General features: G+C 71.6%; 21 protein-coding genes and 1 tRNA gene. 8 read left to right on the top strand and 14 right to left on the bottom strand.

Annotated features, from left to right (window positions below):
- Positions 1 to 59: 59 nt before the first annotated feature.
- Positions 60 to 866, top strand: a complete 807-nt coding sequence (locus tag ACH4SP_RS21535) for a hypothetical protein (RefSeq protein WP_398417225.1) — start codon at positions 60 to 62, stop codon at positions 864 to 866.
- Between the two features lie 173 nt (positions 867 to 1039).
- Positions 1040 to 1858 carry a spermidine synthase gene (locus ACH4SP_RS21530; RefSeq protein WP_398417217.1) on the top strand — a complete coding sequence of 273 codons (819 nt, stop codon included), beginning with the start codon at positions 1040 to 1042 and terminating at the stop codon, positions 1856 to 1858.
- Positions 1859 to 1920: 62 nt separating this feature from the next.
- On the opposite strand, the gene ACH4SP_RS21525 is transcribed toward ACH4SP_RS21530, so the two are convergent.
- On the bottom strand, positions 1921 to 2463 hold the full coding sequence (locus ACH4SP_RS21525; protein WP_398417107.1) for a hypothetical protein: 543 nt from the start codon (positions 2461 to 2463) through the stop codon (positions 1921 to 1923).
- Positions 2464 to 2541: 78 nt separating this feature from the next.
- Between ACH4SP_RS21525 and ACH4SP_RS21520 the strand changes: the two genes are divergently transcribed.
- Together ACH4SP_RS21520 and ACH4SP_RS21515 are read left to right on the top strand one after the other, a co-directional pair.
- Positions 2542 to 3285 carry a response regulator transcription factor gene (locus ACH4SP_RS21520; RefSeq protein WP_398417106.1) on the top strand — a complete coding sequence of 248 codons (744 nt, stop codon included), beginning with the start codon at positions 2542 to 2544 and terminating at the stop codon, positions 3283 to 3285.
- Entirely contained in the window at positions 3282 to 4685 is a 1404-nt protein-coding gene (locus tag ACH4SP_RS21515; protein WP_398417105.1) for an ATP-binding protein, read from the top strand. Before ACH4SP_RS21520 ends, ACH4SP_RS21515 begins: the two co-directional genes overlap by 4 nt.
- Positions 4686 to 5349: 664 nt before the next feature.
- Here ACH4SP_RS21515 and ACH4SP_RS21510 read toward each other — a convergent pair.
- From ACH4SP_RS21510 to ACH4SP_RS21495, 4 genes are all read right to left on the bottom strand, one after another.
- The gene (locus tag ACH4SP_RS21510; RefSeq protein WP_398417104.1) at positions 5350 to 6771 is read right to left on the bottom strand and encodes a GH1 family beta-glucosidase; all 1422 of its coding nucleotides are present in this window, start codon (positions 6769 to 6771) and stop codon (positions 5350 to 5352) included.
- A gap of 62 nt (positions 6772 to 6833) precedes the next feature.
- On the bottom strand, positions 6834 to 7742 hold the full coding sequence (locus ACH4SP_RS21505) for a carbohydrate ABC transporter permease (protein WP_398417103.1): 909 nt from the start codon (positions 7740 to 7742) through the stop codon (positions 6834 to 6836).
- Positions 7739 to 8773, bottom strand: a complete 1035-nt coding sequence (locus tag ACH4SP_RS21500) for a carbohydrate ABC transporter permease (protein WP_398417102.1) — start codon at positions 8771 to 8773, stop codon at positions 7739 to 7741. The genes ACH4SP_RS21505 and ACH4SP_RS21500 overlap by 4 nt, the downstream gene beginning before the upstream one ends.
- 115 nt (positions 8774 to 8888) lie before the next feature.
- The gene (locus ACH4SP_RS21495) at positions 8889 to 10244 is read right to left on the bottom strand and encodes an extracellular solute-binding protein (RefSeq protein WP_398417101.1); all 1356 of its coding nucleotides are present in this window, start codon (positions 10242 to 10244) and stop codon (positions 8889 to 8891) included.
- A 186-nt stretch (positions 10245 to 10430) separates the two neighbouring features.
- On the opposite strand from ACH4SP_RS21495, the gene ACH4SP_RS21490 reads away from it, so the two are divergent.
- The gene (locus tag ACH4SP_RS21490; protein ID WP_398417100.1) at positions 10431 to 11510 is read left to right on the top strand and encodes a LacI family DNA-binding transcriptional regulator; all 1080 of its coding nucleotides are present in this window, start codon (positions 10431 to 10433) and stop codon (positions 11508 to 11510) included.
- Between the two features lie 83 nt (positions 11511 to 11593).
- Here ACH4SP_RS21490 and ACH4SP_RS21485 read toward each other — a convergent pair whose 3' ends face one another.
- From ACH4SP_RS21485 to ACH4SP_RS21465, 5 genes are all read right to left on the bottom strand, one after another.
- A complete protein-coding gene (locus ACH4SP_RS21485; protein WP_398417099.1) occupies positions 11594 to 12556 on the bottom strand; it encodes an anti-sigma factor RsbA family regulatory protein in 963 nt (320 codons plus the stop codon).
- A gap of 169 nt (positions 12557 to 12725) precedes the next feature.
- Positions 12726 to 12798 (bottom strand) — tRNA-His (locus tag ACH4SP_RS21480).
- Between the two features lie 104 nt (positions 12799 to 12902).
- Positions 12903 to 13514, bottom strand: coding sequence for an oligoribonuclease (orn, locus tag ACH4SP_RS21475; RefSeq protein WP_398417098.1), 612 nt, complete (start codon positions 13512 to 13514; stop codon positions 12903 to 12905).
- A 178-nt stretch (positions 13515 to 13692) separates the two neighbouring features.
- A complete protein-coding gene (locus ACH4SP_RS21470) occupies positions 13693 to 14874 on the bottom strand; it encodes a helix-turn-helix domain-containing protein (protein ID WP_398417097.1) in 1182 nt (393 codons plus the stop codon).
- A gap of 500 nt (positions 14875 to 15374) precedes the next feature.
- Complete coding sequence (locus ACH4SP_RS21465; protein ID WP_398417096.1) at positions 15375 to 15788, bottom strand: hypothetical protein; 414 nt, start codon at positions 15786 to 15788, stop codon at positions 15375 to 15377.
- Between the two features lie 443 nt (positions 15789 to 16231).
- Between ACH4SP_RS21465 and ACH4SP_RS21460 the strand changes: the two genes are divergently transcribed.
- The gene (locus ACH4SP_RS21460; RefSeq protein ID WP_398417095.1) at positions 16232 to 16777 is read left to right on the top strand and encodes a universal stress protein; all 546 of its coding nucleotides are present in this window, start codon (positions 16232 to 16234) and stop codon (positions 16775 to 16777) included.
- 245 nt (positions 16778 to 17022) lie between these two features.
- Positions 17023 to 17613, top strand: a complete 591-nt coding sequence (locus ACH4SP_RS21455; protein ID WP_398417094.1) for an acetate uptake transporter — start codon at positions 17023 to 17025, stop codon at positions 17611 to 17613.
- A 123-nt stretch (positions 17614 to 17736) separates the two neighbouring features.
- Here ACH4SP_RS21455 and glmS read toward each other — a convergent pair whose 3' ends face one another.
- The 3 genes from glmS to ACH4SP_RS21440 form a co-directional block, all read right to left on the bottom strand.
- The gene (glmS, locus tag ACH4SP_RS21450; protein ID WP_398417093.1) at positions 17737 to 19554 is read right to left on the bottom strand and encodes a glutamine--fructose-6-phosphate transaminase (isomerizing); all 1818 of its coding nucleotides are present in this window, start codon (positions 19552 to 19554) and stop codon (positions 17737 to 17739) included.
- Between the two features lie 67 nt (positions 19555 to 19621).
- Positions 19622 to 19909, bottom strand: coding sequence for a hypothetical protein (locus tag ACH4SP_RS21445; RefSeq protein ID WP_398417216.1), 288 nt, complete (start codon positions 19907 to 19909; stop codon positions 19622 to 19624).
- Between the two features lie 110 nt (positions 19910 to 20019).
- Positions 20020 to 20904 carry a DUF4429 domain-containing protein gene (locus ACH4SP_RS21440; RefSeq protein ID WP_398417092.1) on the bottom strand — a complete coding sequence of 295 codons (885 nt, stop codon included), beginning with the start codon at positions 20902 to 20904 and terminating at the stop codon, positions 20020 to 20022.
- A gap of 190 nt (positions 20905 to 21094) precedes the next feature.
- Between ACH4SP_RS21440 and ACH4SP_RS21435 the strand changes: the two genes are divergently transcribed.
- The gene (locus ACH4SP_RS21435; RefSeq protein WP_398417215.1) at positions 21095 to 22678 is read left to right on the top strand and encodes a beta-N-acetylhexosaminidase; all 1584 of its coding nucleotides are present in this window, start codon (positions 21095 to 21097) and stop codon (positions 22676 to 22678) included.
- Positions 22679 to 22754: 76 nt separating this feature from the next.
- Here the strand turns inward: ACH4SP_RS21435 and ACH4SP_RS21430 are convergent, their stop codons facing one another.
- Complete coding sequence (locus tag ACH4SP_RS21430) at positions 22755 to 23606, bottom strand: siderophore-interacting protein (RefSeq protein WP_398417091.1); 852 nt, start codon at positions 23604 to 23606, stop codon at positions 22755 to 22757.
- Positions 23607 to 23644: the final 38 nt, after the last annotated feature.

The following is a 23644-nucleotide window of genomic DNA, read 5'->3' as shown; positions in this document are numbered from 1 at the left end:
GGAACGGAGGGAGTGCGGCTCCCTCCCGAGCGAGGAGGGTTCCCTTGTTGGAGGCCGGCATGGAGACCGTGGAAGCCGTTTCTGAACTCGGTTCGCAACCCGGTTCGGGAGCCGTTTCGACATCCGCGGGAGTCTCGGGAGTCCGCGGTGCGCCCGGGTCCGCACCACGCACCACCGCGACCGCGCCGCACGCGGGGCCCGCGACCGCCGCCCCCGCACCCCGCACGACCACCCCCGCGTCGCACGCGACCACCCAGCACTGGCCCACCGCCGAGTGCAGCCCCGCGCCCGAGGCGTCGGCCTTCCCCGCCGCTCTCCTCGGCCCCGAGCCGCTGGGTCCCGAGCCCCTTGATCTGGTCACCGTCCCCGCCCGGCAGGGGCTGGAGGCCGTCGACATCCTGCGCCGCGCCTCCGCCGCCACGGGGCCCGGCGCGGCCGGATCGGGCCCGTCCGCCGTCGGTCCCGTGCTGCACGACGGCCCGTGCGACACGGTCGGCTTCCTGGTGCCGCCAGGCACCGCCGACGGCTGGGACATGCCGGGCAGCGCCTGTACGCAGACCCTGGGACGCGGGGTCTCCTTCGACATCCCGGGGCAGGCCCCGGAGGGCGGCGCGGCCGGTGCCGCGCACACGGACGGTGCGGGCGAGAACCGTACGCACGCGGACAGCTCGCACGCGGCCGGTGCGCATGCGGACAGTGCGCACACGGCCGGTGTGAACGGCGTGCTCGGTGGAGACGGCACGGAAGGATCCGGCTGGCTGCTGCCGCCCACCGACGACACCGTCCCGGTCACCGACCCGGCGGCGCTGCGCAGGGCGCTCGGCGAGGCGGCCCGCCTGATCGAGGCGGCCGACCGCTGCCGCTGAGGCACGGGGGCAGCTCCCGTACCGGCAGGGGCGGTCCCCGCCGGTGCGCCGATGTCCGCCGGTGCGCCGATACTGGCCGGGTGGCAAAGAAATCCCAGGCTGCGGCCTCGACGTCAGCGGCCCGATCCACCAGCGGCAGGCGGCGCGAGCGCACCGCGGCGCCCGAGGCCGTCGTGGAGAAGGTCGACGGCGGCCTCGCCGAGCTGATACCCGACCGGGACCGCCCGCGCGGCTGGACCCTCCTCCTCGACGGCGCGCCCCAGTCGCACGTCGACCTCGACGACCCCGCGCACCTCGACTTCGCGTACCAGCGCAGGCTCGGCCACATCGTCGACCTGATCGCCCCGGCGAAACAGCCCCTCCAGGTGCTGCACCTCGGCGGCGGCGCCTTCACGATGGCGCGGTACGTCGCCGCCACCCGCCCCCGCTCCACCCAGCAGGTCGTCGAGATCGACACCCCGCTCGCCCAACTGGTGCGCAGGGAACTGCCGTTGGACCCCAATGCGCGAGTACGAGTGCGGGGTGCGGACGCCCGCGAGGGGCTGGCCAGGCTCCCCGACGGCTGGGCGGACCTGATCATCGCGGACGTGTTCAGCGGAGCCCGTACCCCCGCGCACCTCACCAGCGCCGAGTTCCTGGCCGACGTACGGCGCGTCCTCGCACCCGGCGGGTACTACGCGGCGAACCTCGCCGACGGGCCGCCGCTCGCGCACCTGCGCGGGCAGATCGCGACCGCGGCCACGGTCCTCCCGAACCTCGCGCTCGCCGCCGACCCGGCCGTACTGCGCGGAAAGCGGTTCGGGAACGCGGTGCTGCTCGGCTCGGATGCGGCCCTTCCGGTCGCCGAGTGGACCCGGCGGGTGGCGACCGACCCGCACCCGGGGCGGGTCGAGCACGGACGGGACCTGGCGGACTTCACCGGGGGAGCGGCACCGGTCACGGACGCGAGCGCGCAGCCGTCCCCGACCCCGCCGGCCGCGGTCTTCAAGTAGGACCGCGGTCTTCGAGCAGGACCGCGGTCTTCGAGCAGGACCGTGCAGGGGCCGGGCGGGGATCAGGACTTGATGGTCTCGATCATCGGTTCGTGGTGGTACCAGGTGCAGAAGACCGACAGCCTGGCCGCGCCCGCCGTGAATTCCACCCGGATCCAGGACGGGTCCTTCCACACCTGCATCGCCCACCCCGAAGCGGGCGTCGCGGACACCAGGGTCGCCGAGTCCTTCCCCATCGAGAAGACCACCCGGCCCGCGTCTGTGTTGACGGACCTCGGGGCGCCGGACGGCTTGACGGGAGGGGAAGGCGTACGGGACCCGGAGGCGGGCGGTGCGGAGGAGGGGGAGCGGCGGCCGGGGGCCGGGGACGCGGGCTTCTTCGCCGACGGGGTCTGCGACTGCGAGGGGCGGTGCGTGGAGGAGGACCGCGGGCGGGACGCCTGCGCGGTGGGGCCGGGTTCCGGCGGCGAGCCGGGGATGGGCAGGGCGCGCGGCGGGTCGTACGCCGTGCCCGCCATCACGGTGTGGACGCCCCACCACGAGAAGGTGACCGCCGCACCGGTGGCCAGCAGCCACGCCCCGGCATGTATGAGTCCTCGTCGCATCCGGGCCATCCTGCACCACGCGCACCACCGGTGTCCCCGGGGGATGGGCGTCCGCCGAATGGCGTACGGTGCCGTTCCATGGCAAGTGTGCTCGTGGTCGAGGACGACCAGTTCGTACGCTCCGCCCTCATCCGGCACCTGACCGAGGCCTCCCACACCGTGCGGAGCGTCGGGACGGCCCTGGAGGCGTTGCGCGAGGTCGCTCATTTCCGCTTCGACGTGGTCGTCCTGGACCTCGGTCTGCCCGATCTGGACGGGGCCGAAGCGCTCAAGATGCTGCGCGGAATCACCGACGTACCGGTGATCATCGCGACCGCGCGGGACGACGAGGCGGAAATCGTACGGCTGTTGAACGACGGCGCCGACGACTACCTGACGAAACCTTTCTCGGTGGAACACCTGTCGGCCAGGATGGCCGCCGTGCTGCGCCGGTCCCGTGCCTCGGCGGGTGCGGAGCCGCCGTCGCGGGTCATCAGGGTGGGCGGGCTCGCCATCGATCCGCTGCGCCGGCAGGCGGAGCTGGACGGGGGCCGACTCGACCTCACCCGGCGCGAGTTCGACCTGCTGACCTTCCTCGCGGGGCGGCCCGGAGTCGTCGTACCGCGCAAGGAACTCCTTGCAGAGGTCTGGCAGCAGAGCTACGGCGACGACCAGACTATTGATGTGCATCTGTCGTGGCTCCGCCGCAAATTGGGTGAAACTGCCGCCAACCCCCGCTATCTGCACACCCTTCGAGGTGTCGGAGTAAAGCTCGAACCCCCTCTGGCCGAACCGCCTCTGACCGAACCGCCTCTGTCCCAACCCCCGGCCCCCTCCCCATGAGGTGGGCCCTCGTCAAGGTGTGCCTGGCCGTCACGGCGATGGTCGTGGTGGCCTTCGCGGTGCCGCTCGGGCTCGTCATCCGGGAGATGGCCGGGGACCGGGCCTTCTCCGGCGCGGAACGCCAGGCGGCCTCCATCGGCCCCACCCTCTCCATCACCACCGACCGTGAACAGCTGACGCGTGCGATGGCGATCACCGAACCCGGCAGCAAGGGCTGGATGGCGATCCACATCCCCGCGTCCGACGAGCCCGGAACCGCCGGGCAGGCGCAGGAGATCGGCATCCGCAGGGCCTCGGTCGAGGACGTCGAGGCGACCCAGCGGATCGGCCGCGCGTACACGGCGAAGGCCCCGGGCGGCTCGGTCCTGCTCCAGCCGACGGCCCTCGCGAGCGGCGACATCGCCATCGTCGAGGTCTTCGTCCCGGAGGAGGACGTCAGCAACGGCGTCGCGACGGCGTGGCTCGTCCTGGCGGGGGTCGGGCTCGCCCTGATCGTCGGCTCGGTCGCGGTCGCCGACCGCCTCGGCGTACGCATGGTCCAGCCCGCCCAGCGGCTGGCGGGCGCGGCCCAGGACCTGGGCGAGGGCAAACTGGGGGCGAGGGTCCCCGAGGAGGGCCCCACCGAGCTGAAGTCAGCCGCCGTCGCCTTCAACTCGATGGCCGACCAGGTCGTCCAACTCCTCGCCAACGAACGCGAATTGGCAGCGGACCTCTCGCACCGCCTGCGCACCCCGCTGACGGTCCTGCGGCTCAACGCCGCCTCGCTCGGGGACGGCCCGGCCGCCGATCAGACGCGGGCGGCCGTCGAGCAGCTGGAGCGCGAGGTCGACACGATCATCCGTACGGCGCGGGAGCAGCGCCCGCAGACCCATCCGGTCCCGGGCCCGGGGGCGGGCTGCGACGCCTCCGAGGTCGTACGCGCACGCATGGAGTTCTGGTCGGCGCTGGCGGAGGACGAGGGCCGCGAGGTGCGTCTCGCGGGCGTGGACCGGCCGGTCCGGATACCGGTGGGCCGCCCCGAATTCGCGGCGGCGCTGGACGCGCTGCTCGGCAATGTCTTCCGGCACACCCCGGAAGGCACGCCCTTCTCCCTCGACGTGCACAACGGCGAGGACGCGGTGATCGTCCTGATCTCGGACGCGGGCCCGGGCATCGCCGACCCGGAGGCGGCACTCACCCGGGGCAACAGCGGCGAACGCGCGGGCTCGACCGGCCTCGGCCTGGACATCGTGCGCCGCGTGGCGGAATCGACGGGCGGCGACGTCCGCATCGGCCACTCGGTCCTCGGCGGAACCGAAATCCGCATCTGGCTGGCGCTGCACGGGGGACGGGCGGAGAGGACGGGGAGGAGGGGGCACAGGGTGGTACGGAGGGGGAGGCGGCTGGTGGCGGGGCGCTAGCGACCCGGTCCGTCCGGGGCACGGGACAGCACTGGACGTGCAGCTCCGCCGCACGGGCGCGGGGCTGTACTGGATCTGCGGCTCCGCCGCGTGGGCGCGACCAGCCACGACGCCCACCGGCCCTGTTAGGGGCGCGGGGCTGTACTGGATGTGCGGCTCGGCCGCGTGGGCGCGACCAGCTACGAGGCACCCGGGCAACGCCCACCGGCCCCGTTAGGGGCGCGGGGAACTGCGCGATCAGCCACGACGCACCCGCACGTACCACCCACCCACCCGCCCTGCGGCGAGCGGTTTAGGTGGAGGGGCGGGGAGGGGCCCATCCGCGAAGCGGCCCACCGGCCCGCACGGGGTGCGGTCGCGGGGCGCGGGGGTGCGGTGGCGAGGGCGTGCGGTCGGGGGAGGGTGCGCTCCGCGTGGGGGCCGCCCCCTTGCCCACCCGTTCCGCCCCCGGGGGGCGGCCCCGCTGCCCAAGGAGGCGGCGGGGGAGCAGGGGGAGGGGCGCCCCGCTGCCCAAGGAGGCGGCGACCAGGAGGAGGAGGCGGCTAGGCGGTGGCTAGGGAGGGCGGAGGCTAGGGGTGGTGGCGGCAGTCGCCCGCAAGAGGGCGGCGGAGCTAGGGGGGGAGGCGGCAGCCGCCCGCAAGGGGCTAGGGCTGGGGGGCGGGCCTCAGAGGGGTGGTAGGGAGCCGGTTCGGGCTGCCTCTGCGTACCATCGCGCGCTCGACTTCGGCGTGCGCACCTGCGTCGTGAAATCCACGTGCACCGCACCGAAGCGCTTGCTGTAGCCGTACGCCCACTCGAAGTTGTCCATGAGCGACCACAGGAAGTAGCCGCGCACGTCCGCGCCGACCGCCAACGCGTCCTGGACCACGGCCAGATGGGCGTGCAGGTAGGCGATCCGCTCGGGGTCGTGGACCGTGCCGTCCGCGCCCGGCTTGTCGTCGTAGGCGGCGCCGTTCTCGGTGATGTAGAGGGGGACGCCCGGGGCCTCGCGCCCGTACCGCACGAGGAGTTCGTAGAGGCCGGACGGGTCGATCGACCAGCCCATCTCCGTACGCCCGCCCGGTGGTTGGTGGAAGGCGACGGTGTCGGCGGCCGGCCAGGGGGAGTGTGTGCCGGCGCCGTGGCCGTCCGAGCGCGGGGCGCCCGCTTCGGGTGCGTGCGACACCAGCGCCGGGGTGTAGTAGTTGATGCCCAGCATGTCGAGGGGCTGGTGGGCGGTGGCCTCGTCGCCCGGCTCGACGAACGACCAGTCGGTGAGCGCGGCCGTGTCCGCCAACAGGTCGGCGGGATAGGCCCCTTGGAGCAGCGGCCCGGTGAAGATCCGGTTGGCGAGCGCGTCGATCCGGCGGGCCGCGTCCGTGTCGGCCGCCGAGGAAGGGTCCAGCGGGCGTACGGCGCTGGGGTTGAGGCTGATGCCGATCCGGGCCCTGGCCGGGAGCGCTGCCCGCAGCGCCTGGGCGGCGAGCCCGTGCGCGAGGTTGAGGTGGTGTGCGGCGCGCAGGGCGGCGACGTGGTCGGTCCGGCCGGGGGCGTGCACCCCCGACCCGTACCCCAGGAAGGCGCTGCACCAGGGCTCGTTGAGGGTGGTCCACAGCTCGACGCGGTCGCCGAGCGCCTCGGCGACCAGCCCCGCGTACTCGGCGAACCGGTACGCGGTGTCCCGGGCCGGCCAGCCGCCCGCGTCCTCCAGCTCCTGCGGGAGGTCCCAGTGGTAGAGGGTGAGGGAGGGGGTGATGCCGTGGTCGAGGAGGTCGTCGACCAGGCCGCGGTAGAAGTCCAGGCCGCGCTGCACGGCAGGGCCCCGGCCGGTCGGCTGGACGCGCGGCCAGGAGACGGAGAAGCGGTACGCGGTCAGGTTCAGGTCCGCCATCAGCGCCACGTCCGCGGCCCTGCGGTGGTAGTGGTCGCAGGCCACGTCCCCCGTGTCGCCGTTCTCGGTGCGGCCGGGTGTGTGGCTGTAGGTGTCCCAGATGGACGGTGTGCGGCCGTTCTCGCGCACCGCGCCCTCGACCTGGTAGGCGGCGGTCGCGGAGCCCCACAGGAAGTCGCTCGGAAAGCGGGCGGGCGGAATGTTCGCCGAAGGCATGCGTCAACTCCCGTAATACATCAGTGAAGTGATGAAGCGTCAAGAAGGTGGGGCAGCGAGCGTCAGCCCTTGACCGCGCCCTGCATGATCCCGCCGACGATCTGCTTGCCGAAGAGGACGAAGGCGATCAGCAGGGGCAGCGTGCCCAGGAAGGCGCCCGCCATGATCACCGCCTGGTCGGGGATGTAGCCGCGGCCCAGCCCGGTCAGCGCCACCTGCACGGTCGGGGAGCCGTTCTGGGTGAGGGCGATGATCGGCCAGAAGAAGTCGTTCCACGCCATGACGAAGGTCAGCATGCCGAGGACCGCCATCGCGGGCCGCGCCGCCGGGAAGACGATGTGCCACATCACCCGGATGCTGCTCGCCCCGTCCACCCGGGCCGCCTCGATCAGTTCGGTCGGCAGCGCCTCGATCAGGTACTGCCGCATGAAGAAGACACCGAAGGCGCACACCAGCGTCGGCAGGATCACCGACTGGAGCTGGTCGGTCCACTGCAGCTTCGCGACCATCATGTAGAGCGGTACGACGCTGAGTTGGGGCGGCACCATCATCGTCCCGATGACCAGCAGGAGCAGCAGGCTCTTGAACCGGAACCGCAGCTTGGCGAAGGCGAACCCGGCGAAGGTCGAGAAGAGCACCGTGCCCGCGGCCACCGCCCCCGCCACCACCGTCGTGTTGAGCAGCGCCGTACCCATGTTGGCGTCGGTCCACGCGATGCCCAGGTTCTTGAAGAGGTTCCCGCCGAACCAGAAGGGGGGCGGGGTCTGCGCCAGCCGGGTGTTGTTGCGGGACGCGGCGATCGCCGTCCACACCAGCGGGAAGAGCGAGCCGACCGTGAACACGATCAGGATCGCGTACGTGATCCTCCCGCCGTGCCTCTGCCGGCCGGCCCGCCGGACACCGCGGGCGCGCCCGGGTCCGCGGGCCTCGTTCTCCGGCTTGCGTACGTCCCGTACCGTCGTCGCGCTCATGACCGGGGACCCTCCTCGCTCTTGAGCAACCGGCGCGAGATCAGCCAGTTGACCAGCCCGATCAGCAGCAGGATCAGGAACATCGTCCAGGCGATGGCCGACGCCCGCCCCAGGTGCAGGTTCACCCACCCCTGCTCGTACAGGTACAGACCCAGCGTCTGGAACTGGTGCTCCGAGCCGCCCGTCGCGCCCGCGCTCCCGCTGAAGAGCATCGGCTCGCCGAACAGCTGGGTCGCGCCGATCGTCGAGACGATCACCGTGAAGAGGATCGTCGGCCGCAGCGACGGGATCGTGACGTGCCGGAACTGCTGCCAGCGCGACGCCCCGTCCAGCTCCGCCGACTCGTACAGGTCGTGCGGGATGGCCTGCATGGCGGCCAGGTAGATCAGCGCGTTGTAGCCGGTCCAGCGCCAGACGACGATCGTGGAGACGGCGAGCTGCGAGGTCCAGGTGCCGTTCTGCCAGTCCACCGAGTCGATGCCGACCAGGCCGAGCGCCCAGTTGATCATCCCGTAGTCGCGTCCGAAGAGGAGCACGAAGACGAGGGTCGCCGCCGCCACCGACGTGGCGTACGGGGTGAGGACGGCGACCCGGAAGAAGGCCGAGCCGCGCAGCTTGAAGTTGAGGAGGTGCGCGATGCCCAGGGCGATCACGAGCTGCGGGACGGTGGAGAGGATGCCGATGGTGACGGTGTTGCGCAGGGCGTTCCAGAAGAACTCGTCGCTCATCAGCCGGCTGAAGTTCCTGAGGCCCACCCAGTTCATGTCGGTCGGCGCGGTCAGCTCCACCTGGTGGAGGGCCGCCCAGCCGGTGTAGAGGAGCGGGAAGAGCCCGAAGGCGAGGAAGAAGAGGAAGAACGGCGCCACGTACGCGTACGGGCTGAACCTCATGTCCCAGCGGTAGCGGCGGCTGCGCCACTTGGACACCGCACGGACCGGCTCCCGCTCTCCGGCCCGTACGGCCCCGCCCTCGGCCCCTTCGCCGGGGGCGGGAGGCGGGGCGGGCACGGACTCACTGCTCACACTGCTCATCAGCCGTCACCGTCCCCGATCCCGTCACCGTTCGCGATTCCGATCCCGTTCCCGATCCCGTTCCCGTTCCCGATCCCGTTCCCGACGTCGTAGCCGTGGCCGTGGCCGATTCCGCTCACTGGTCCAGGGCGTTGTCGATCGCCTTCACCGCTGCGTTCCAGCCATCCTCGGGCGAGCGGCCCTTCTGGTCGACCTGAAGCATGCCGACGTCCGCCATATTGGTGTTGATGACGAGGTCCTTCGGGCCGAGGATCTGCACCGGCACCCCCTTCGCGGCCTGCGAGAAGATCTGCCCGATGGGGGCGTTGTCGAAGTACGCGTGCTTCGCTCCGGACACGACCGGGTCGGCGTAGGCCGTCTGGGCGCTCGGGAAGCTGCCGCGCTCGGCGAACAGGGTGGCCTGCTGCGCGGGGGCGGTCAGCCAGGCGGCCAGCTTCGCGGCCTCGGCCTTGTTCTTCCCGGCCTCGGGGACGGTCAGGAACGCTCCGCCCCAGTTGCTGGGCTTCGGCGCGGGGGCCACGTCCCACTTGCCCTTCCCCGCGGCGCCCGCCTTGTCCTGGATGTAGCCGAGCATCCACGGCGGGCAGGACACGGTGGCGAACTGGCCGTTGGCGAAGCCCTGGTCCCAGCCCTTCTGGAACTGCTGGTGCTTGGCGGTCAGCCCGGCCGTCGCCGACTCCGCAGCGATGTCCCAGGCCTCCTTCACCGCCGGGTTCGACTTGTAAATGACCTTCCCGTCGGTGTCGTAGAACCGCTTCTCGTTGCCGCCCATCACCGCGGCCAGCAGCCCGGACGCCGAGTCCAGGAACTTCGTCCCCTGCGGAGCCTTCTGCAGGTACTGCTTGCCGACGCCCAGGTACTTCCTCCAGTCCCCGGCCCACAGCTTGCCGACCGCCTCCCGGTCGGTCGGCAGCCCGGCCTTCTGGAAGAGGTCCTTCCGGTAGCAGATCCCCATCGGCCCGACATCGGTGCCGAGCCCGACCGTCTTCCCGTCCTTGCTCGTACCCTGCGCCCACTTCCACGGCAGGAACGCGTCCTTCTGCACCCCCGCGACCTTCCCCAGGTCCATCAGCCTGGCGGACTGGGTGGCCGTGATCTCGGCGATGTTGTTCACCTCGACGGCCTGGATGTCGGACAGGCCGCTGCCGCTGGTCAGGTGGTTCAGCAGCTGCGGGTAGTAGTTCTCGTTGCGCTCGATCGAGTTCTGCTCGATGGAGACGTCCGGGTGGGCCTTCATGTACGCGTCGAAGAGCCCGGCCTCCTTCATGCCGAAGGCCCCGAAGACACCGATCCGCAGAACGGTCTTCCCCTTCTGCCCGGCGGCGCTGCCCGTGCTGCTGCCGGACGGGGAGTCGTCCGACGCACAGCCGGAGAGCAGCGCACCGCCCAACAGGGCGGCGGTCGCGGTGAGGGCGACCGCGGCCCTGGAACGGGCCCTGGAGCTTGTCCTGCGCACAGCGACGATCTGCATAGCGTCCTCCTGAAGCCCGATGGGTCAGGTACGGTGGGAGCGCTCCCATATGTGATGTGTTGAAGGTTCGCGGCTCCCCGCGGGGGTGTCAAGGCACCGGACAGCGAGACTTGGCGTCATAAGCGTGTGTACGAATGCGACGAGCGTGCGTACGGACGCGCGAACGTGCCGGGAGGGGTCGATTCAATGGCGATACGGGAAACGGGTGGTCCGAGGACCGTCCGCGGCGGACGCGGCGCTGGCCGCCCCACGCTCGAAGAAGTGGCCGCACGCGCGGGTGTGGGCCGGGGCACGGTGTCCCGGGTGGTCAACGGCTCGCCCCGGGTCAGCGACCGGACGAGAGCCGCGGTCGAAGCGGCGGTCGCCGAACTCGGCTACGTGCCCAACCGGGCCGCCCGCGCGCTGGCCGCCAACCGCACGGACGCGATAGCCCTCGTCGTCCCCGAGGCCGAGGACCGCTTCTTCGTCGAGCCGTACTTCTCGGACATCCTGCGCGGTGTGGGCGCCGCCCTCGCCGACACCGAGATGCAGCTCCTGCTCACCATCGTCGGCAACGACCGCGAGCGCGGCAGGCTCGCCCACTACCTGGCGGGCCACCGCGTCGACGGCGTCCTCGTCGTCTCGCTCAGCTCCGACGACCCGCTCCCCGACCTGCTGACCGAGCTGGGCATCCCCGCCGTCATCAGCGGCCGCCGCTCCGCCGACGAGCCGCTCCCGTGGGTGGACGCCGACAACGTCTCCGGCGCCCGGCAGGCCGTCGCCCACCTCGCCGCGCGCGGCCGGCGCCGGATAGCCACCGTCACCGGACGCCTGGACATCTACGGCGCCCAGTGCCGTCTCACCGGCTACCGCGACGGCCTCGCCGAAGCGGGCCTGCCCGTCGACGAGGCGCTCATCGTCCCCGCCGACTTCACCGAGGAGGGCGGCCGGGCGGCCATGGAGACCCTCCTCGCCCAGGACCCCGCCCCCGACGCGGTGTTCGTGGCCTCGGACGTGATGGCCGCCGGCGCCCGCCAGGTGCTGCGGGCCCGCTCCGTCCGGGTCCCCGAGGACATCGCCATGGTCGGCTTCGACGACTCCTCCATCGCCCGCCACATGGACCCGCCGCTCACCAGTGTCCGTCAGCCCATCGAGGAGATGGGCCGCGTGATGGCACAGACGCTGCTCGCCGAAATAGCCCGCGCCACCCTCCCGGTGGGCGCCCCGCGCCCGCCCCAGCCGCAGCTGATGCTCCCCACGGAGCTGGTGCCGAGGTCGTCGTCGTAGCGAGGTGTACGGGACGGGGGCGGCGCGCGCAGCCGGTCAGCAGGTGAACGGGCGGCCGGTCAAGCAGGTGTGCGCGCGGCCGGTCAGCGGGCGAAGTAGAGCCGTACGGCCGAGCCCTCCGCCGCGATCCGCTCCTCCACCAGATCGCTCAACTGCCGCACCAGCCACAGCCCGTGCCCGGACGGCGCCGACGGATCCGGCGGAAGGTGCCCGGGGAACCCCGGGGGAGCGGCGGACGCCCCCGTCCCCCCGTCCACCACCTCGCACACCACGAACTCCCGCCCCGCCCACAGCCGCAGCGCCCGCGGCCCGCTCCCGTGCCGCAGCGCGTTGTCCGCGCACTCGTGCACGGCACAGGCCACCTCCCGGCTCCGTACGGCCGACAGCCCGGCCCGCCGTACGAACCCGGCGGCCGCGCCCCGCAGGGCGCTCAACTCGTCGGCGGTGAAGGCGAGTTCCGCATCCGGTGCGCCCAGCGGGGCCAGCGCCTCCGTCTGGCACCGCAGGTAGAAGGCGCCGGGGTCGGCGTACGCCACGCTGCGCTCGTCGTGCGCGGCCGAGCCGTCCGCCACCACCAGCTCGGGGTGGGTGTGCCCGGCGGCGTCCAGCACCTCGCCCGGCAGCTCCCGGGCGTCGTACGGGCAGACGATCCAGTGCGGGGTGTGCGCGAACGCCACGTTCAGCAGCGACTCGTACCGCTTCCACTCGCGCGTCTCCAGGGGACTCCGCCCGTGCCACACCGGCTCTCCGACGACGCGCACCCGCCGCCTGCCGCCACGGGAGCGGGCGGTGCAGTAGGCGTGGTACCGGCCCAGCGTCCTGGCCGGGTAGCCGTACCAGTCGGCCGCGTCGACGAACTCGACCGCCGCCGCTTGCGCGGGTTCCAGCGCCTCGCGCAGCAGTGAGATGTTCCGGGCCGCGGCCACCGCGAGCACCGCGTCGCCTGCGGCCAGTCCGTCCCGTACGAAACCGACGGTCCCGGCGAGGAACTCGGCGTCCGATCCGTAACGCATCCCCTGGTGGACGAATCCGGTCCTGCTGGCCATCGCTCGACCTCTTCCTCGCCTCGCCGTACCTGGCACGGTACGCCGCGAGGAGCGGCGGGGCGCCGGGGTGGGCGGGAGTGAGACAGATCACGCGGGGCACCGGCTTCGCAGGGGCCCCGTGGAACGACCAAGGCCCCGGTTCTTTCGAACCGGGGCCTTGAGCCTTCAGGGTGAGTGACGGGACTTGAACCCGCGGCCACCTGGACCACAACCAGGTGCTCTACCAACTGAGCTACACCCACCGTGACCGGTCTTTTTCGTGACCGGCTGAGAAAAAGTGTACAGGGTTCGCGAGGGTGCTCGCGCCCAGGTTTACGGAGGCCTTTCCAGGGCCCCCGCGAGGGTGCTACTTGCCGCCCTCACCAGGGGCGACGTACTTCGCTGCGATCTTCTTCGCGGTGTCGGAGTCCGGGCCGGGCCGGGGCACGAAGACGGCTTCGCGGTAGTAGCGCAGTTCGGTGATGGAGTCACGGATGTCGGCGAGGGCGCGGTGGTTGCCGTTCTTGTCCGGGCTGTTGAAGTACGCCCGCGGGAACCAGCGCCTGGCCAGCTCCTTCACCGAGGACACGTCGACGATGCGGTAGTGGAGGTAGTCCTCCAGCTCCCGCATGTCGCGTGCGAGGAAGCCGCGGTCGGTACCGACGGAGTTCCCGCAGAGCGGGGCCTTCTTCGGTTCCTTCACGTGTTCCCTGATGTACGCCATGACCTGTGCCTCGGCGTCGGCGAGAGTGGTGCCGGCGGCGAGTTCGTCGAGGAGGCCGGAGGAGGTGTGCATCTGGCGCACGATCTCCGGCATGGTCTCCAGGGCCGCGTCCGGCGGGCGGATCACGATGTCCACGCCTTCGCCGAGCACGTTGAGCTCCGAGTCGGTGACCAGTGCGGCCACCTCGATAAGTGCGTCGTCCGTCAGCGAGAGCCCGGTCATCTCGCAGTCGATCCACACCATGCGATCGTTCATGCGGCTCACCCTATGTCGTGCGGGTGCGTCGTGGCTGGCCGCCGGGGTGGGTGGTCGTCGTGCGGGTGCGTCGTGGCTGATCGCGCAGTTCCCCGCGCCCCTGAAGGGGCGCCCCGGAGCGGGACGGGCGGGAAGGGGTGCGGCCCCGCGCGGAGCCGCACCCCTTCCCCCGTTCCCGCTACCTCAGGCGGCCGCCCGGGGCGTACACGTCCGAGCTCAGTTTCCCGTTCTCGGAGACCGCCGCGCTGGCCCCCGGCACCCCCGCGCTCGCCGCCGCCGCCCGCCGTACCTGCTGCGGCACCGCGTCGGACAGTGCCGACGACCCCAGCGAGACGGGGTCGGACGACGGACGCCTCGCCCGGTAGGCGGCCCGGTAGGCCGCGGGGGAGGAGCCCAGCTGGCGCCGGAAGTGCCCGCGCAGGGCGACCGGGGAGCGGAAGCCGCACCGGCCGGCGACCTCGTCCACCGAGTAGTCCGACGTCTCCAGAAGCCGCTGCGCCTGCAGCACCCGCTGGGTGATCAGCCACTGCAGTGGAGCGCTCCCAGTGAGCGAGCGGAAACGCCGGTCGAAGGTCCGTCGGCTCATGTACGCACGCGCGGCAAGCGTCTCCACGTCGAACTGCTCGTGGAGGTGTTCGAGTGCCCACGCGACGACCTCGGCCAGCGGGTCGGCGCCGATTTCTTCAGGTAAAGACCTGTCGAGATAGCGCTCCTGCCCGCCGCTGCGGCGCGGCGGCACGACGAGACGCCTGGCCAGCGCACCCGCCGCCTCCGTCCCGTGGTCCGTGCGCACGATGTGCAGACACAGATCGATTCCGGCCGCCGTCCCCGCGGAGGTCAGGACGTCTCCGTCGTCGACGAAGAGTTCGCGCGGATCGACGTGCACCGACGGATACCGTTTGGCGAGCGTCGGTGCGTACATCCAGTGCGTGGTCGCCGGGCGGCCGTCGAGCAGGCCGGCGGCGGCGAGCACGAAGGCCCCGGTGCACAGCCCGACGATCCGGGCCCCCTCCTCGTGCGCGCGGCGCAGCGCGTCCAGCGCCTCCGGTGGTGGTGGGGAGGTGATGGACCGCCAGGCCGGTACGACGACCGTCCCTGCGCGGCTCATCGCCTCCAGGCCGTACGGTGCGGTCAGTTCGAGGCCTCCGGTGGTACGGAGTGGTCCTTCCTCGCCGGCGCACACCAGCAGCCGATAGCGCGGCACCCCGGCGTCCTGCCGGTCGATGCCGAAAACCGAGAGCGGAATGGAGCTCTCGAAAATGGGTCCCCCGCTGAACAGCAGCACGGCAACGATTTCCCGGCGGCGGCGCCCGGAGAGCTTCCGGGTGGCCTCCGACGGTGCGGCCAAGTCCTGGCTCATGACGCTAAGCCCCCCTCGGTGGTCGCGGCTCCCTGATCGTGACGGGCCTGTGGCTCCTGCACACTGCTCCTTGAAGTCGCAGTCCCTCTAGGTCCTGCACGGTTCCCCCGCCGTCGAATAACCCATGATCGAATCTACTGTGTCGTATGGCGCCGTCGTGACAAGTTCCGAAACCGGCGCTATGTCGACATGACAACTTGGCGCGAAGCATTCGATCAGGAAGCGTTCCACTCCCGGGCGCTGCAGGGAAGTGCGCCTCTCGCTCATGGCCCGTCCCCGTAGGGTGCGCGGGCGGCGAGCGGTCCTTTCTTCCCTGGTGGCACGGGGGTTGAAGGGGGCTTCCGCCAAGGGTCGGGGGTATATGCGAAGTTGGCTGAAAACCTACGGGCGCGCGTGTGCGATCCCGTCACTCACCCGGCGCACCACTCTGCGGTGAGTGACCTCGATGGAACGATTTCACGCACTGTTCGCCCGTGATTTCCGTGTCCACGGGGGGACGCTCAGGAATCGGCCTTGCGGCCGCCGCGGTGCGTGCCGGAGCCGGTCCGGCTGTGCCTGCCGCGGTGGGTGCCCGCCTGGAGGTCCTCGGCGAGCTCCCGGTCGCGGGCGGCGGCCCGCGCCGACTGGTGGAGCAGCATGCGGCAGGCGACCGTGACGACGGCCAGTCCGCCGGCCGCCAGAGTGGCGCCGCCGACGGGCGCTCCGTACCCGATCAGTACCACCGGCACGAGCAGACAGCTGAAGGCCGCCCACCGGACGAGGTCGCCCGCCGCGCCGGCGGACGCGCACTCCGGTGCGGCCGGGATGTCCGGGGGCAGACGGTGTCCGTGGTGTGCCTGCGGCCCGTGGGGCCCCTGGTGCCCGTGGGGGCGCTCGTGATCGTACGGCGACGAGAAGGGCGGGGAGCCGTGCACGGCGCACTTCCTCCTGGGCGCGGGGGACGGGGAACCTGGCCAACGAACGGAGGGGCCGGACGGTCACGTGGGAGGCGGCTGTACGGAGCAGCGACAGACGTCTGTACGGAGCGGTGGCGGGCGTCCGTACGGAGTGGCGGCGGGCGTCCGTACGGAGTGGCGGCGGGCGTCCGTGCGCGGCGGCGGCCCGACGTCCGGACGGAGCAGCGGCAGACGCCTGTACGGGGCAGCGGGCATTGCGATACCGGCCGGGGTCGTGCATGCTCCTGGAACGCTGCTCGCCTGCGGGCACTGGGCAGCGGAGGAGTGCCGCCGTACCCTTGGGGGTATGGGCTTGGGAAGATGATTCCCGGACAGCTCCGTTGTCGCGGGGTGAGTCGCACCCGTTGTTCCTGCCGTAAGCCCCGTGTAGTTCTCCTGAGGATGCAGACGCCGAGACACCGATGGCCGGTCACGAAACCCCCGAACCCGCGGACCGCAAGCAGGTCGCCGATCCCAGTGCCGAGTACGGCGTGGAGTCGAGCGGCGACCTCTGTGCGCGAGAAGACCCACGTCACTCCTGCGACCCCGCCTTCCGGCACGGTGTCGTCGTCGGCTTCGACGGCTCCACCTCCAGCGAGCGGGCGCTCGCGTACGCCATCGGAATGGCCAGGCGGCTCGGCCAGGGGCTGATCATCGTCCATGTGGCGAACCGGCTGCCGACCACCGTCTGGGCGGGCTGCGAACCGCCCGTCTTCGTCGACGTGCCCGACCACCGCACCGAGGTGCTGGGGCTCGAACTGGCCTGCGCGGACTACCTCGCCGAGGTGCCGTGGATCCTGGTCGAGCGGGGCGGCGACATCTGCCACGAACTGGAGGAGGTCGGCCGGGAGTACGAGGCCGACGCGATCGTGGTGGGGTCGACGCAGGGCATCGTGGGGCGGCTCTTCGGGTCGGTGGCGGGGCGGTTGGCGAAGCGGGCGCAGCGGCCGGTCGTCGTCATTCCGTAGTACTTCCTTCCGCAGTGCTTCTTCCGTGGTGCTTCGCCGGGCCGTGATGTGTCGCCGTTTCGTGATGCTTGGTCAGTTTGCGGACGGGGTGGGGCAGTTGGCGGTTCTGAGTCCTTGACGGATTGCGGCGATCCCTGAAACTACCGCTGCGTAGGGGTGATTTGTAACCTTGTGAAGGGTAAATAAAGGCCACTGGGAACTCGGTACCAGGCACGCGCAGTACTTGCAGGAAGGGAGCCCCCGCCGTGGACAACGACGTCTCTGCGGGAAGCAGCACATCCGCCTCCGCATCCACTCTCGGCCATCTCGCACTCGGACTCACCCTGCTCGCCTTCGGCCTCGGCCACACCGGGGCGCTCAGCGGTGTCACGGTGGCGAGCGCCGTCACCGTCGCGCTGTTCGTCGGCGGCATCACCCTCTTCGTCGCGGGACTCCTGGAGTTCCGGTCGGGCAATTCGTTCAACGGGACGGCGTTCGCCGGGCTCGGGGCCTTCTGGTTCACCTGGGGCACCGTGGCCGGTGACGGCGGCGTCGTCCCGGCCGACGCGGCGGGGCTCTTCCTGCTGCTCTGGGCGCTGCTGGCGCTCAGCCTGACCCTGGGGGCGGCCGGTGGCGGTCAGCTCGCGCAGGTCATGTACGGGCTGTTGTTCGTGGCGCTGCTGCTGCTCGGGATCGCGCAGTTCGCGGACGCCGCGACGCTGGGGAAGGTCGCGGGCTGGGTGGCGGCGCTCTCCGGGCTCGTCGCCTGGTACGGCGCGACGGCGGCGTGGGCGAAGTGGCCCACGGCCCTGCCGGGCCGCGCCGCGGGCGGCCGGGGTGTGACGGCCACCGGCTGAACCGCAACTGCCGGGCGGGGGTCCGGTGTTGGGCGACACCTGGCCCCACGAGGGGAAGGGCCCCGCACGCCGTGGTGGCACGTGCGGGGCCCTTCTCGTACCGCTCGCAGAAGCCGGTGGTGACTATTCGACGGTGACGGACTTCGCCAGGTTGCGCGGCTTGTCGATGTCGCGGCCCATGGCAAGTGCCGTGTGGTAGGCGAGGAGCTGGAGCGGGATGCCCATCAGGATCGGGTCCAGCTCGCTCTCGTTCTTCGGGACCACAATGGTGTGGTCGGCCTTTTCCTGCTCGCGGTGGGCGACCGCCAGGATCCGGCCGCTGCGGGCCTTGATCTCTTCGAGGGCGGCGCGGTTCTTCTCAAGCAGGTCGTCGTCGGGGACGATCGCGACCGTCGGCAGCGCGGGCTCGATGAGCGCCAGCGGGCCGTGCTTGAGCTCGGACGCGGGGTAGGCCTCGGCGTGGATGTAGGAGATCTCCTTGAGCTTCAGGGAGGCCTCCAGGGCGACCGGATAGCCGCGCACGCGCCCGATGAACATCATCGACTGGGCGCCCGCGTAGGCCTCGGCGACCTTCTTGATCTCTTCCTCGGAGTCGAGGATCTCGGTGATCTGGGCGGGCAGCTTGCGCAGGCCCTCGATGATCCGCTTGCCGTCGGAGACCGACAGGTCGCGGATGCGGCCCAGGTGCAGGGCGAGCAGCGCGAAGGCGACGACGGTGTTGGTGAAGCACTTGGTGGAGACGACGCAGACCTCGGGGCCCGCGTGGACGTACACGCCGCCGTCGGCCTCGCGGGCGATCGCCGAGCCGACCACGTTCACGACGCCCAGGACGCGGGCGCCCTTGCGCTTCAGCTCCTGCACGGCGGCCAGCACGTCGTACGTCTCACCGGACTGGGAGACCGCGATGTAGAGGGTGTCGGGGTCGACGACCGGGTTGCGGTAGCGGAACTCCGAGGCCGGCTCGGCGTCGGCGGGGATGCGGGCCAGGGACTCGATGAGCCCGGCGCCGATCAGGCCCGCGTGGTAGCTCGTACCGCAGCCGAGGATCTTGATGCGGCGCACGCCGCGGGCCTCGCGGGCGTCCAGGTTGAGGCCGCCCAGGTGCACGGTGGAGAAGCGGTCGTCGATGCGGCCGCGCAGCACGCGGTCCACGGCGTCGGCCTGCTCGGAGATCTCCTTGTGCATGTACGTGTCGTGGCCGCCCATGTCGTACGACTCGGCCTCCCACTCCACGGTGGTCGGCGTGGCCGACGTGGTCGAGCCCTCCGTGGTGTACGTACGGAAGTCGTCGGCCTTGAGGGTGGCCATCTCGCCGTCGTCGAGGGTGACGATCTGGCGGGTGTGCGAGACGAGGGCGGCGACGTCGGAGGCGACGAACATCTCCTTCTCGCCGATGCCGAGGACGACCGGGGAGCCGTTGCGGGCGACCACGATGCGGTCGGGGAAGTCGGCGTGCATGACGGCCAGGCCGTAGGTGCCCTCGATGTGCCGGAGCGCCTCGCGGACCTTCTCCTCCAGGGTCTCGGCCTGGGCGCGGGCGATCAGGTGGACGACCGTCTCGGTGTCCGTCTCGGAGGCGAAGACCACGCCGTCGGCGACCAGCTTGGCGCGCAGGTCGTCGGCGTTGTCGATGATGCCGTTGTGGACGACGGCGACCTTGGACTCGGCGTCCAGGTGCGGGTGCGAGTTCTCGTCGGAGGGGGCGCCGTGGGTGGCCCAGCGGGTGTGCGCGATGCCGGTGGTGCCCGCGAAGCGCTTGGGGACGCGGGCCTCCAGGTCGCGGACCCGGCCCTTGGCCTTGACCATGCGCAGGGCGGCGGCCTTGGGGGTGTTGATCACGATGCCCGCGGAGTCGTAGCCGCGGTACTCCAGGCGCTGAAGGCCTTCCAGGAGCAGGGGGGCGACGTCACGCTTGCCGATGTAACCGACGATTCCACACATAAAAAGCTGTCCTCCGAGTGTTGTCCGTGGTGCCCGGCCGTAGCGACGATTCGGCCGTAAAGACGATTCAGCCGTAGACGATGCGCCGCAGCTGGCGGAGCGAGAGCTCCGGCGGTGCGACCGCGCGGTGCGGCAGCTCGGCCGCGATCCGATCGAAGATGTCCGCGTTCACGGCGCCGCCCGCCTGCAGTTCGCGGTGGCGCCGGCGGACGAATTCCTCGGTCGTCTCGTCGAAGTACGCCAGGACGTCGAGCACGACCCGGGCCGCCTCGCCGCGCGGCAGCGCGGTGGAGCGGACCAGATGGTCGATGAGGTCCTCGTGCGGGGACGAGGGAGACGTACGGCGTTCGAGCACCCGTTGATATTGGGGGACCAGATAGGACTTACGCAAGAATCCTGCCCGATATCGGGCAGGATTCTTCTTGATCGCGATTTCTGGGGACCTTGGTATGGACCTGGAGGGGTCTAGAGCCGCTTCAGGACCGCCTGCTTGGCCGTCGTGAACTCCTCGTCGGTGAGTACTCCGGACCGGTGCAGCTCGCCGAGTTCACGCAGACGGCGCAGCAGGGCGTCGTGGTCGTCGGCTGCGGCCGGAGCGGCCTTCTCCAGTACGGGGGTTCCGGCGGGCTTCGCGGCGGCCGCCGGGTGCGGGAGCCGGACCAGGACCGCGGCGGCGACCAGGGCGGCCGTGTACTCCTTCTTCGACAGCCCCAGCAGGTCCAGTGCGTGCGGGTCGTACTTCGGGGCGGGGGACTTCGCCCCTGCCCGGGCCGTGAGGAAGCGGAGGTAGCCGTTCTCCAGGCCGATCGAGGGCAGCCAGTCCACCCCGGTGATCTCGGTCAGCGGGAGCGTGACGGAACCGCCGGACGACTTGGACTCCTCCGCCTTCCAGTTCCAGGTCAGCCGCACCGCGTCCCCCTCGAAGGAGGCCGTGCCGTCGCCGCCGCCACCGCCGCCCGACACCGGTACGGAGGGGCCGGGTAGCAGGAAGCGGTCCACGGGCCCGGACGGCACCTGGTCGAGCAGCAGCGCGTTGCGGACCTCGTCCACGAAGTACTCGGCGACGCCGGTGCGGTCCTGCTCGACGGCGAGGCGGTACGGATCGGCGGCGTCCGGCAGTCTGCCGCTCGCGGCAAGCAGCAGCGGGCAGGCGCCCTCCCGCAGGCGCAGCCGCAGCCCGCCGCCCTTGCGCCCCGGCTCGTAGGCGATGCCCGCCAGGGCCGTCAGCGGAACCTCCAGCTCACCCAGCGCCTGCCGCAGCGGATGGATCCGGCTGCCGCGTCCCGGGACGATGCGCACTGTGTCGCCGTCGAAAGTCCACGTACCGTCCTTTTGAAGAATCTCCGCCATACCGGGATTCTCGCACCGGGGTGGGTATCCATGGGGTGTTGGACTGGTCTACACCCTTGACCGGCCCGTGACTTGGGCGGTAGCCATGGGTCCTGCTCCACATCTGTTACGTACATGCCACAGCCGCGCTGCCCCGTCGAAGGGACCGCTTGTGAGACACCGTCGTACGATTCCCCGCCTCCTCGCTCCGATGCTGCTCGTCGCCGTCGCGGGCACGGCAGCCGTCGGAGCGGCCCCCGCGCCCGGCACGGGGGCCGCAGCCCCGGCCGGGGCCACCGCGCCCCGCCCGCTGGGCCAGATCGTCCCGGCCCCCGCCGAGGTGAAGGCCGGCGGGTCCGCGTACACGATCGGCGCGAAGACCCGGATCCGGGTCGGTCACTCCGCCCAGGCCCGCCAGGTCGGCGAGGCGCTCGCCAAGGTGCTGCGCCCGTCCACCGGGTACGAGCTCCCCGTCACCTCGCGCGACGGCCGGGACGGCATCCGCCTCAGGCTGTCCTCGTCCGACAGGTCGCTCGGCGACGAGGGCTACCGGCTGGAGTCCGGCCGCGACGGCATCACCGTCACCGCGCGCAAGGACGCCGGTCTCTTCCACGGCATCCAGACGCTGCGCCAGCAGCTGCCCGCCGCCGTCGAGAAGGCCACGAAGCAGGCCGGGCCGTGGCAGGTCGCGGGCGGCACCATCAAGGACGTCCCGCGCTTCGGCCACCGCGCCGTGATGCTCGACGTCGGGCGGCACTTCCTCTCCGTGGAGCAGGTCAAGCGCTACATCGACCAGGCAGCGCTCTACAAGATGAACAAGCTGCACATGCACCTCAGCGAGGACCAGGGCTGGCGCATCGCCATCAACTCCTGGCCGAGGCTGGCCACCTACGGCGGCTCCACCCAGGTCGGCGGCGGCCCCGGCGGCTACTACACCAAGGCCCAGTACAAGGACCTGGTGAAGTACGCGGCCTCCCGCAGGATGGAGGTCGTGCCCGAGATCGACATGCCGGGCCACACCAACGCGGCCCTGGCCTCGTACGCCGAACTCAACTGCAACGGCATCGCCCCGCCCCTCTACACCGGCACCCAGGTCGGCTTCAGCAGCCTGTGCGCGAGCAAGGCCATCACCTACAAGTTCATCGACGACGTGCTGCGGGAGATCGCGCAGCTCACCCCCGGCAGGTACCTCAACATCGGCGGCGACGAGGCCCACTCGACCAGCCACGCCGACTTCGTCAAGATCATGAACCACGCACAGGACGTCGTCGGCAAGTACGGCAAGAAGATCATGGGCTGGCACCAGCTGGTCGGCGCGAAGCAGGCCAAGGGCAAGGTGGTCCAGTACTGGGGGTACGACGCGACCAGTGCCGCCGAGCGGCAGACCGTCGTCGACGCCGCGAAGGGCGGCACCAAGCTGGTGCTCTCCCCGGCCGACCGCAGCTACCTCGACATGAAGTACAACAAGGACACCAAGCTGGGCCTGGCCTGGGCGGGCTACGTCGAGGTGCAGCGCTCCTACGACTGGGACCCGGGCAGCTACCTGACGGGCGCGCCGGAGTCCTCGGTGCTCGGCGTCGAGGCGCCGCTGTGGACCGAGACGCTGGCCACCAGCGACCAGCTGGAGTACATGGCGTACCCGCGGCTGCCCGGCATCGCCGAGCTGGGCTGGTCGCCGAGGTCCACGCACGACTGGGACACGTACAAGCTGCGTCTGGCGCAGCAGGGCCCGCGCTTCGACGCGCTGGGCATCGACTACTACAAGTCGCCCCAGGTGCCCTGGGCCACTGAGTAGCTGAGAGCGTCCCGGTAGTACGGGAGGGGTGCGCCGGGACCGTCCGGTGCACCCCTCCCTGTTCGTGGGGCCGGGGCTACGAGGCCTCGTACTCCGAGGGGGTCTCGCGCAGGCCGTCCTCGGTGAGGCCGCGCCGCCAGTAGCCGGTGAAGGTGATCCGGCGGCGGTCGTAGCCGCGCTCGTTCACGAAGTGCCGGCGCAGGGCGCGCACGGACGAGGCCTCGCCCGCGATCCAGACGTACGGGACGCCGTCGGCCGGCAGCTCGGCGGCGGCGATCGCCTCGACGGGGGCGGGTGCGTCGTCGTCCCGTACGAGATAGGTGATCTCGGCGTCGGCCGCGGTCTTCAGCTCCAGGGCGTCGCCCCGGTGCGGGACCGTGATCCACGCCCTGACGGGAGTCCCGGCGGGCAGCCACTCCAGGGCTGCGGAGACGGCGGGCAGCGCGGTCTCGTCGGCCCAGATCACCACGTGACCGGTGTCGTCGGCGGGCCGGAAGCGGACGCCGGTGCTGTCGGCGACGGTCGGGCCCAGGACGGCGACCCGGTGGCCGGGGGCCGCCTGCTCCGCCCAGCGGCAGGCGGGGCCGCCGTCGGGGTGCAGCGCGAAGTCGATGTCGATCTCGGACGCCGGGTCCGTGCGCTGGGCGCGGACGGTGTACGAGCGCATGACCGCGCGCGTCCCGTCGGGCATCGTCCGGTACGAGGCGAACCAGTCGGGGTCCGTCTCCGGCGGCAGCACCGGGGTGTCCTGGCCGGGGTGCGGCAGGAAGACCGAGAGCGACTGGTCCCGGCCGCCGGAGACGAAACCGGCCAGGTCCTCGTCGCCGTACCCGCCGAAGGTGACGCGCTGCAGGGAGGGGCTGAGGCGCTCGGTGCGCAGCACGGTCAGGTGGAAGAGGCGGTACGGGAGCGGCGTCTGGTCGGACATGGGCGGCCTCCTGCAGGGGTGCGGTCTCGGGGAGCGGG

The organism is Streptomyces sp. NPDC021093 (assembly GCF_044333135.1).
Taxonomy (GTDB): Bacteria; Actinomycetota; Actinomycetes; order Streptomycetales; family Streptomycetaceae; genus Streptomyces.
The sequence above is the reverse complement of the archived record's forward strand: the minus strand, read 5'-3'. Positions and strand labels throughout refer to the sequence as shown.

Excerpts from the sequence above, each read along its gene's own strand:
- ACH4SP_RS21535 (WP_398417225.1), top strand. The coding sequence starts at position 60 with ATGGAGACCGTGGAAGCCGTTTCTGAACTCGGTTCGCAACCCGGTTCG.
- ACH4SP_RS21525 (WP_398417107.1), bottom strand. The coding sequence starts at position 2,463 with ATGCGACGAGGACTCATACATGCCGGGGCGTGGCTGCTGGCCACCGGT.
- ACH4SP_RS21520 (WP_398417106.1), top strand. The coding sequence starts at position 2,542 with ATGGCAAGTGTGCTCGTGGTCGAGGACGACCAGTTCGTACGCTCCGCC.
- ACH4SP_RS21515 (WP_398417105.1), top strand. The coding sequence starts at position 3,282 with ATGAGGTGGGCCCTCGTCAAGGTGTGCCTGGCCGTCACGGCGATGGTC.
- ACH4SP_RS21510 (WP_398417104.1), bottom strand. The coding sequence starts at position 6,771 with ATGCCTTCGGCGAACATTCCGCCCGCCCGCTTTCCGAGCGACTTCCTG.
- ACH4SP_RS21505 (WP_398417103.1), bottom strand. The coding sequence starts at position 7,742 with ATGAGCGCGACGACGGTACGGGACGTACGCAAGCCGGAGAACGAGGCC.
- ACH4SP_RS21500 (WP_398417102.1), bottom strand. The coding sequence starts at position 8,773 with ATGAGCAGTGTGAGCAGTGAGTCCGTGCCCGCCCCGCCTCCCGCCCCC.
- ACH4SP_RS21495 (WP_398417101.1), bottom strand. The coding sequence starts at position 10,244 with ATGCAGATCGTCGCTGTGCGCAGGACAAGCTCCAGGGCCCGTTCCAGG.
- ACH4SP_RS21490 (WP_398417100.1), top strand. The coding sequence starts at position 10,431 with ATGGCGATACGGGAAACGGGTGGTCCGAGGACCGTCCGCGGCGGACGC.
- ACH4SP_RS21485 (WP_398417099.1), bottom strand. The coding sequence starts at position 12,556 with ATGGCCAGCAGGACCGGATTCGTCCACCAGGGGATGCGTTACGGATCG.
- orn (WP_398417098.1), bottom strand. The coding sequence starts at position 13,514 with ATGAACGATCGCATGGTGTGGATCGACTGCGAGATGACCGGGCTCTCG.
- ACH4SP_RS21470 (WP_398417097.1), bottom strand. The coding sequence starts at position 14,874 with ATGAGCCAGGACTTGGCCGCACCGTCGGAGGCCACCCGGAAGCTCTCC.
- ACH4SP_RS21460 (WP_398417095.1), top strand. The coding sequence starts at position 16,232 with ATGGCCGGTCACGAAACCCCCGAACCCGCGGACCGCAAGCAGGTCGCC.
- glmS (WP_398417093.1), bottom strand. The coding sequence starts at position 19,554 with ATGTGTGGAATCGTCGGTTACATCGGCAAGCGTGACGTCGCCCCCCTG.
- ACH4SP_RS21440 (WP_398417092.1), bottom strand. The coding sequence starts at position 20,904 with ATGGCGGAGATTCTTCAAAAGGACGGTACGTGGACTTTCGACGGCGAC.
- ACH4SP_RS21435 (WP_398417215.1), top strand. The coding sequence starts at position 21,095 with ATGCTGCTCGTCGCCGTCGCGGGCACGGCAGCCGTCGGAGCGGCCCCC.
- ACH4SP_RS21430 (WP_398417091.1), bottom strand. The coding sequence starts at position 23,606 with ATGTCCGACCAGACGCCGCTCCCGTACCGCCTCTTCCACCTGACCGTG.